A 5,862-nucleotide genomic window follows, 5' to 3' on the forward strand; every position below is an offset into this window, starting at 1 on the left:
GCAGACAACACGTGGTATAAATAATGGCCTAAAAAGCAAGTTTATGGAGAAGGCCACTATTCATACCACCTACCATTGTAGCACATTTAAGAGAAACCTTGGAACTGATAGAAAAAGACATAGAAGAATGGATTAAACCTTACGCAACAATTGTTGGGAATAAAAACGATGTTGAGATCGAATTGAGGAAACAAAATCCAGCGGAATACTTTTTGAGACTGACGTTACCAAATAATTTTCAAGAATATGCAATTGCTTTGCATTCGTTTTGGATAAATAATAGAATTCCAAAAGAAAAAATTATAGTTAGAAAATTATCTAACGAAGAATATCCTGAAGACGATTTCTCTCGTGTTACTTGGATAGATTTTCACGAGCGAAAAAAACGAGAATTTGATTTAAACAAAGCAATTATGGAAAGTATTGAACATACTCATCCTTACGATAAGCAATTAAACAATGAATTATATCCTGGAGAAGGATTAATGGATAAGGAACACTTAATAAGTTTAGTAGAAGTTGTAAACGAAATATATGGAAATCAAGAAATTGAACTCTTTTATACTTTTCTTGCTACGAAAAGCTGGAAAAAGGATTTGGTTTATAGTGGAAAAATAAGCACACTTCCGAAACTATTTGAAAAAGAAAATTTAAGATTAACACCAAGTTTGATTTACCCAAAAGATAAAAATTGGGTTGTAAATACTGACTATGATTTAGCTTTTTCAACTATTGGAGGAGAAACTAAACTAATTTCGGAACTTACAAAGAGGAATCCGAATGGAATTATAAAAATAAAACGATAAAAAACGTGCTACAACAACGTATATAATTTATTGCTTGCTTCTCGCCTACTTACGAAAGTCCTAGCGGACTTTCTTGGTCGGTAAATATTTACTAAATTAGTTGCTTAAACACGCAACAAACCATATACAAACACGTTGGCAGTAATGCGAGCAACGAACTCTGAATTAAACAAATGAATTCTTTGAAACAACCTAATCTATTATTTATAACATTTTCATTTTTGATTTTTTGCAACCCTTTATTTAGCCAAAAATTAGACCCAAAAGGACGAGATTTTTTTAAACCAGACCATATCATTAAATCTGAAATTACAAATAAAGATTATTTAATTCATATGTCTTTTCCAAAGAATTATTCAATTCAGGACAGTATAACATATCCTGTGCTTTATGTTTTGGATGGCAAAAGCACATTTGGATATTTCGAATCATCTTACATAGATTTTGAGAAAATCGAAGATGTGATTCTCGTTGGAATCAGTCATAAGGTAAATGGAATGAAATCTAAAATTAATAGATTTAATGACTATACAGCATATCGTGATACAATAACTGACAAAAGAATTGAAAAAAAGTTTGATGTAGAAAAAAGAACTATCAAAACTGGTGGAGCAGTTAAGTTTTTAGAATGCTTAAAAAAGGAAATTGTCCCATTTATTGAGCAACACTATAAAACTAATTCTGACAGAGGAATTTCAGGACATTCTCTTGGTGGTTTATTTACAGCATACTGCTTTTTGAATTCCGACAATTACTTTACTCGATTTGGAATAAACAGTCCTTCATTTCAACTTAACGAAGAAATATTTTTAGAGCCAGCTATTGATAAATTTACAAATAATAAAACTTGGAATATTGAACCAACCAAAGTATTTATTTCAACCGGAGAAAATGAAAGCCCAATGATGGTGTCTAATATGATTAAGTTTAGTTTATATCTCAAAAAAAGTAACTACGAAAATATAGAAATGAATTGGAAAATATACAGAAATGAATCTCATACGTCTGTAATTCCGTTTAGTTTAAATGGAACGTTGACAAATTTATATGGAAAAGAATAAAAACACTACTGCCAACAATGTGTATAATTCATTGCTAGTTAGAGCCTACTTACGAAAGTCCTCGCGGACTTTCTATTCGGTTTTTATTTGCTAACTTTAGTACTTAAACACGCAACGAAATCATACACTAGACCGTTGGCAACAAGCTGAAAAAACGAACTCAACGAGAAAAAATGAACTCAAGAACAATCGAAAAAAATATTGGAAAACCGACAAAAATCGATTGGAAAAAACCGAAAGCAATTGGAAGTTCATCATTTTATCTAAAGTCTTTTAAAGCAAAAAATAATTCGACGGAATTTATAAAAGAAAACTCTAAATGTAGTTTTGAAAAATATTCAGATGGAATTCTTTTAAGGTCAAACTTGTCTAATAAAACAAGTGCGTTAACAATAAAAGAATCGGAAATCGAATACATAAAATTAATACGTGGAAAAGAAAGTGTTGAACCTCTGACTTTATCACCAATGTGGATTATGTTGAAATTAGGAGTTTCTAATCTAATTGCAAGATATTTTAGAATTGTACTCGGAGAATATTCAATCGACGAAATGAAATTAAAAATCGAGACCGAAAATCAAATTATGGAATTCACGCAAAACGGATATATATTTGAGAGACAATTGAGTTTCTTTAAAAACCTGAATTACGGGGAAAAATTAATAATTGAAATGAACGAATAAAATAAAAATCGGAACAAAAAAAGAAAGCCAGTTGCCAACACTGTATATAATCCATTGCTAGTGCTAGCCTACTTACGAAAATCCTCGCGGATTTTATATCTGGTTTTTATTTGCTAACTTTCGTGCTAACAAACGCAACGTATCATATACAAAACCGTTGGCAACAAGCTAAACAAACCAATGAACATTAAGGATAAAGCATTAAATTTTCAATACCAATACAGCCGAATTTTCACCTTTGGTCTGAATAGGAAAAAGTTTGTATGCTTACCAAAAAGCAATAGCTTGTACGCATCGAATAACTCGAAAAACACATTTCTTGCTCTAGGATTTACATTGTTTTCTTGTTTACTATTTTTTTCTGGATTTATAGAGTGGTATACAAACGGAACTAAAATTACAACGGGATTTATAATTGTTTTTTTTGTTGTTCATCCAATTGTTGCGACTATCGGATTACGACAATTTTTGTGGCTGATTAATGGACGACAAGAGTTACGGATTGAAAATGGAAAAATGACTTTAACAAAAAAAGGAACTTTTCTAACTAAAAAACAAACCTTTGAATTGGAACACGTGGAAAACGTTCGGAATGAAATCCAAGAAAACTCATTATCAACTTATGACAAAACATTACGGAATATCGCATTGAATAGAAAATTACTTTTTAGCCATATAATGGGAGAAATTATATTTAATTACAAAGGAAAGAAAGTCAAATTGTTTAATGATTTGACCGAAAACCAAAAAGCGGAATTAATAACTGAAATCAATAATCTAAAAGAAAAGCCTGTTGCCAACACCGTGTATAATTAATTGCTTTGGCAAGTGCTTATTTGGAAAATTCCTTCGGAATTTTCTCGCGTTCGTTTTTGTTTACTAAATTAGTTGCTTAAACACGCAACTAACCATACACAAAACCGTTACCACACATTTGAACAAAACCAGAAACTATGAAATACGAATACAACTTTTTTGACTTTAAAATTACCGAAACCCAAGAAACCGAAAATTGGATTAATAGAAAAGCGGAATATGGATTTAAAGTAATAAATATTCATTATTATAATCACTTAGATGAACAACACGTGAGGATTTTAATGGAAAAAGAACGCTAATTTTTTATTTTTAAAACGGTTGACTTGTACCATTTAGAAAAGTCGTTTATTGATTCCTCAGTTAAATCTAATCTGACTTCGACATAATGACAACGGATTTCGTTTTCACAATTAACATTAGATGATAATTTTGATACTGCAAATGTTTGATTTTTTTCCATAATGTTTGATTTTTAAAATTAAATTAGTCGCTTAAAACGGTGGACTAAATAAACCGAATTAATAATAATCTGACCAAAGCAAAGCGAAACTGTTGCGTGCGACTGACCTTTGGAACGTGAAATAAAAAACGTGTGGTAACACCGTATATAATTTATTGCTAGTTAGAGCTTGCTTACGAAAATCCTTGCGGATTTTTTAGCCGTTTTGTACTTGCTAAATTTGTTACTTTACCACGCAACAAACCATATACATCAACGTTGTGTGTCATTTAAGACACGTTAATCATTTAAACTAAAATATATGACATTAAAAGAATTAGACTTAAAACTGAAGCACATAGTTGAAATTTATAATTCAAAAGTTCCTGGTTTTAACACAGGAGACCCTGTAATCGATTTTGTTTCTCGGAGCAAATACGCAAATGAAAACAAGGATTTTATAAACGAAATCAATAACGTTGTCGACCTATATCTTACTGACAAAAACGACTTAACTATGACAGAAAAAGAACATTGGAAATTCCTAAAAAAATATCACATGAAAAAATATGAATACGGAATCAACTCGCCTTTTGGGGATGACCTTTATCAATCGTTATTTTCCAACCAGTAATCTCTTGAAATCTTGTTGTTAGCGGAACTAATTTTTCTAAAATATCTTTAAATTCAGCATCTTGATTATCAAGTTCTTTATTTGCTTTTGACCAATTAATTAAATCTGACATAATTCTCTTTACGCATAAAAGAATATTGCGGAACGAATAAATTTTTAATAAAATATGAAAACAATAGAATTAACACTTAGTAACGGAAAACAAATTACAGTAGTCAAAGAACATATATAAACCATAAAAATAAATCCAAATAAAAAAGGACATTCTTTTATAGGATTAACCTCTAAAAATACTTTATCTGTTCATTACACCGTTGATGAAATTAAGGAATTTCTTTCTGAACAATAGAATTGTATTCTAAAGATTCCAAAGCGAAATTTAAAATCATTTTAGCAGAGCCGTAAGTTTGACCTTTTAGCAATCTCAAAATATTTAATTCAATTTCTTTAACTTCATTTGTTTCTGAATTGTTTGGCATATAATAAAAAACGAACACACAACACCGTGTATAATTAATTGCTACTCTTTGCAACACCTTAATTATGGATTCTTTACCTTGTGTATTCTTAATTTTGAAAGCAATTTAATAATCAATCGCAACTAATCATACACGTAACACGTTGTGTTTAATACCCAAACTGCCCAATGGAAAAGACAAGGAAAATATGAAGGATAAATATAATTTAAAGCAAAATCTAAAAGGTAAATTAATAACTGGAATACCTTTTTTAAAAGTAAAAATAAAAGGAATTGAACTCCCTAAAGAACTTAGTTATTACGAAAATGGAATTGATGCTATTTTTGATACAGGTGCGAACAATACGCATATTACACCTAATTTCGCAAAAATATTAGGATTAAAATCAATAAGAAAAGATTATGGAAGATATATTGTTGAAAGCGGTCATTCTGAAACAAACGTTTATGAATTAAATTTTAAAATAAACGGAATAGATTGTGATTTTAAAGAAGATTTTAAAGAATTACCTTATGAATTTAATTATCCTTTAATTTTCGGAACTAGGTTTTTATTAAAATGCGAAGAGTTGAAAATGGATTTTATTAAAGAAGAGTATTTTTTAAAGATTTAGAATTGTATTCTAAAACGCAAATAGGAATTGTACAAATAGGAATATTTAGTGATTTTAAATATTTCCCATATTCAGTTAAATTAGAATCGTAAATATTTGAATCAACAGAAATTGCCATAAGTACTAAACACAACACCGTGTATAATTAATAAGGGTTCAGTGTTTTGTTAAACTTAATATTTATTTACTATCTAATCGATTTTGTGAATGGTTAGCTTATACTTAACCCTTACTAATCATACACAATCACGTTGTCTGCAATTACCGATACGGATCGGACACTTTTTTCTGGGTTGTATGGAGAACTTTAAGGAGTTGTTTGCTTTAT

9 protein-coding genes are annotated in these 5,862 nt (G+C 29.7%); 7 read left to right on the forward strand and 2 right to left on the reverse strand.

From position 1 onward, the window contains the following. Positions 1 to 98 precede the first annotated feature (98 nt). From HM984_RS17110 to HM984_RS17130, 5 genes are all read left to right on the forward strand, one after another. Complete coding sequence (locus HM984_RS17110) at positions 99 to 806, forward strand: hypothetical protein (RefSeq protein WP_179350068.1); 708 nt, start codon at positions 99 to 101, stop codon at positions 804 to 806. Positions 807 to 988: 182 nt separating this feature from the next. Further along, positions 989 to 1,867, forward strand: coding sequence for an alpha/beta hydrolase (locus tag HM984_RS17115; RefSeq protein WP_179350069.1), 879 nt, complete (start codon positions 989 to 991; stop codon positions 1,865 to 1,867). Between the two features lie 173 nt (positions 1,868 to 2,040). Then, on the forward strand, positions 2,041 to 2,550 hold the full coding sequence (locus tag HM984_RS17120; RefSeq protein ID WP_179350070.1) for a hypothetical protein: 510 nt from the start codon (positions 2,041 to 2,043) through the stop codon (positions 2,548 to 2,550). Between the two features lie 180 nt (positions 2,551 to 2,730). Then, complete coding sequence (locus HM984_RS17125; protein WP_179350071.1) at positions 2,731 to 3,366, forward strand: hypothetical protein; 636 nt, start codon at positions 2,731 to 2,733, stop codon at positions 3,364 to 3,366. A 137-nt stretch (positions 3,367 to 3,503) separates the two neighbouring features. Next, positions 3,504 to 3,668: a hypothetical protein gene (locus HM984_RS17130; RefSeq protein WP_179350072.1), complete on the forward strand. Its 165-nt coding sequence runs from the start codon at positions 3,504 to 3,506 to the stop codon at positions 3,666 to 3,668. On the opposite strand, the gene HM984_RS17135 is transcribed toward HM984_RS17130, so the two are convergent. Then, positions 3,665 to 3,829, reverse strand: a complete 165-nt coding sequence (locus HM984_RS17135) for a hypothetical protein (RefSeq protein ID WP_179350073.1) — start codon at positions 3,827 to 3,829, stop codon at positions 3,665 to 3,667. The two genes, HM984_RS17130 and HM984_RS17135, sit on opposite strands and share 4 nt — an antisense overlap. Before the next feature lie 301 nt (positions 3,830 to 4,130). Between HM984_RS17135 and HM984_RS17140 the strand changes: the two genes are divergently transcribed. After that, positions 4,131 to 4,442 (forward strand): hypothetical protein, encoded by a 312-nt coding sequence (locus HM984_RS17140; protein WP_179350074.1) that lies wholly within the window; start codon positions 4,131 to 4,133, stop codon positions 4,440 to 4,442. 323 nt (positions 4,443 to 4,765) lie between these two features. Here the strand turns inward: HM984_RS17140 and HM984_RS17145 are convergent, their stop codons facing one another. Beyond that, positions 4,766 to 4,921: a hypothetical protein gene (locus HM984_RS17145; protein WP_179350075.1), complete on the reverse strand. Its 156-nt coding sequence runs from the start codon at positions 4,919 to 4,921 to the stop codon at positions 4,766 to 4,768. A gap of 187 nt (positions 4,922 to 5,108) precedes the next feature. Between HM984_RS17145 and HM984_RS17150 the strand changes: the two genes are divergently transcribed. Next, positions 5,109 to 5,534, forward strand: a complete 426-nt coding sequence (locus HM984_RS17150) for an aspartyl protease family protein (RefSeq protein WP_179350076.1) — start codon at positions 5,109 to 5,111, stop codon at positions 5,532 to 5,534. Positions 5,535 to 5,862 lie beyond the last annotated feature (328 nt).

This window comes from Winogradskyella pacifica (assembly GCF_013403915.1).
GTDB lineage: Bacteria > Bacteroidota > Bacteroidia > Flavobacteriales > Flavobacteriaceae > Winogradskyella > Winogradskyella pacifica.

What these genes read in the sequence shown, in the direction of transcription:
- HM984_RS17135 (WP_179350073.1), bottom strand. Translation starts at nt 3,829, where the DNA reads ATGGAAAAAAATCAAACATTTGCAGTATCAAAATTATCATCTAATGTT.
- HM984_RS17140 (WP_179350074.1), top strand. Translation starts at nt 4,131, where the DNA reads ATGACATTAAAAGAATTAGACTTAAAACTGAAGCACATAGTTGAAATT.
- HM984_RS17120 (WP_179350070.1), top strand. Translation starts at nt 2,041, where the DNA reads ATGAACTCAAGAACAATCGAAAAAAATATTGGAAAACCGACAAAAATC.
- HM984_RS17130 (WP_179350072.1), top strand. Translation starts at nt 3,504, where the DNA reads ATGAAATACGAATACAACTTTTTTGACTTTAAAATTACCGAAACCCAA.
- HM984_RS17145 (WP_179350075.1), bottom strand. Translation starts at nt 4,921, where the DNA reads ATGCCAAACAATTCAGAAACAAATGAAGTTAAAGAAATTGAATTAAAT.
- HM984_RS17150 (WP_179350076.1), top strand. Translation starts at nt 5,109, where the DNA reads ATGAAGGATAAATATAATTTAAAGCAAAATCTAAAAGGTAAATTAATA.
- HM984_RS17125 (WP_179350071.1), top strand. Translation starts at nt 2,731, where the DNA reads ATGAACATTAAGGATAAAGCATTAAATTTTCAATACCAATACAGCCGA.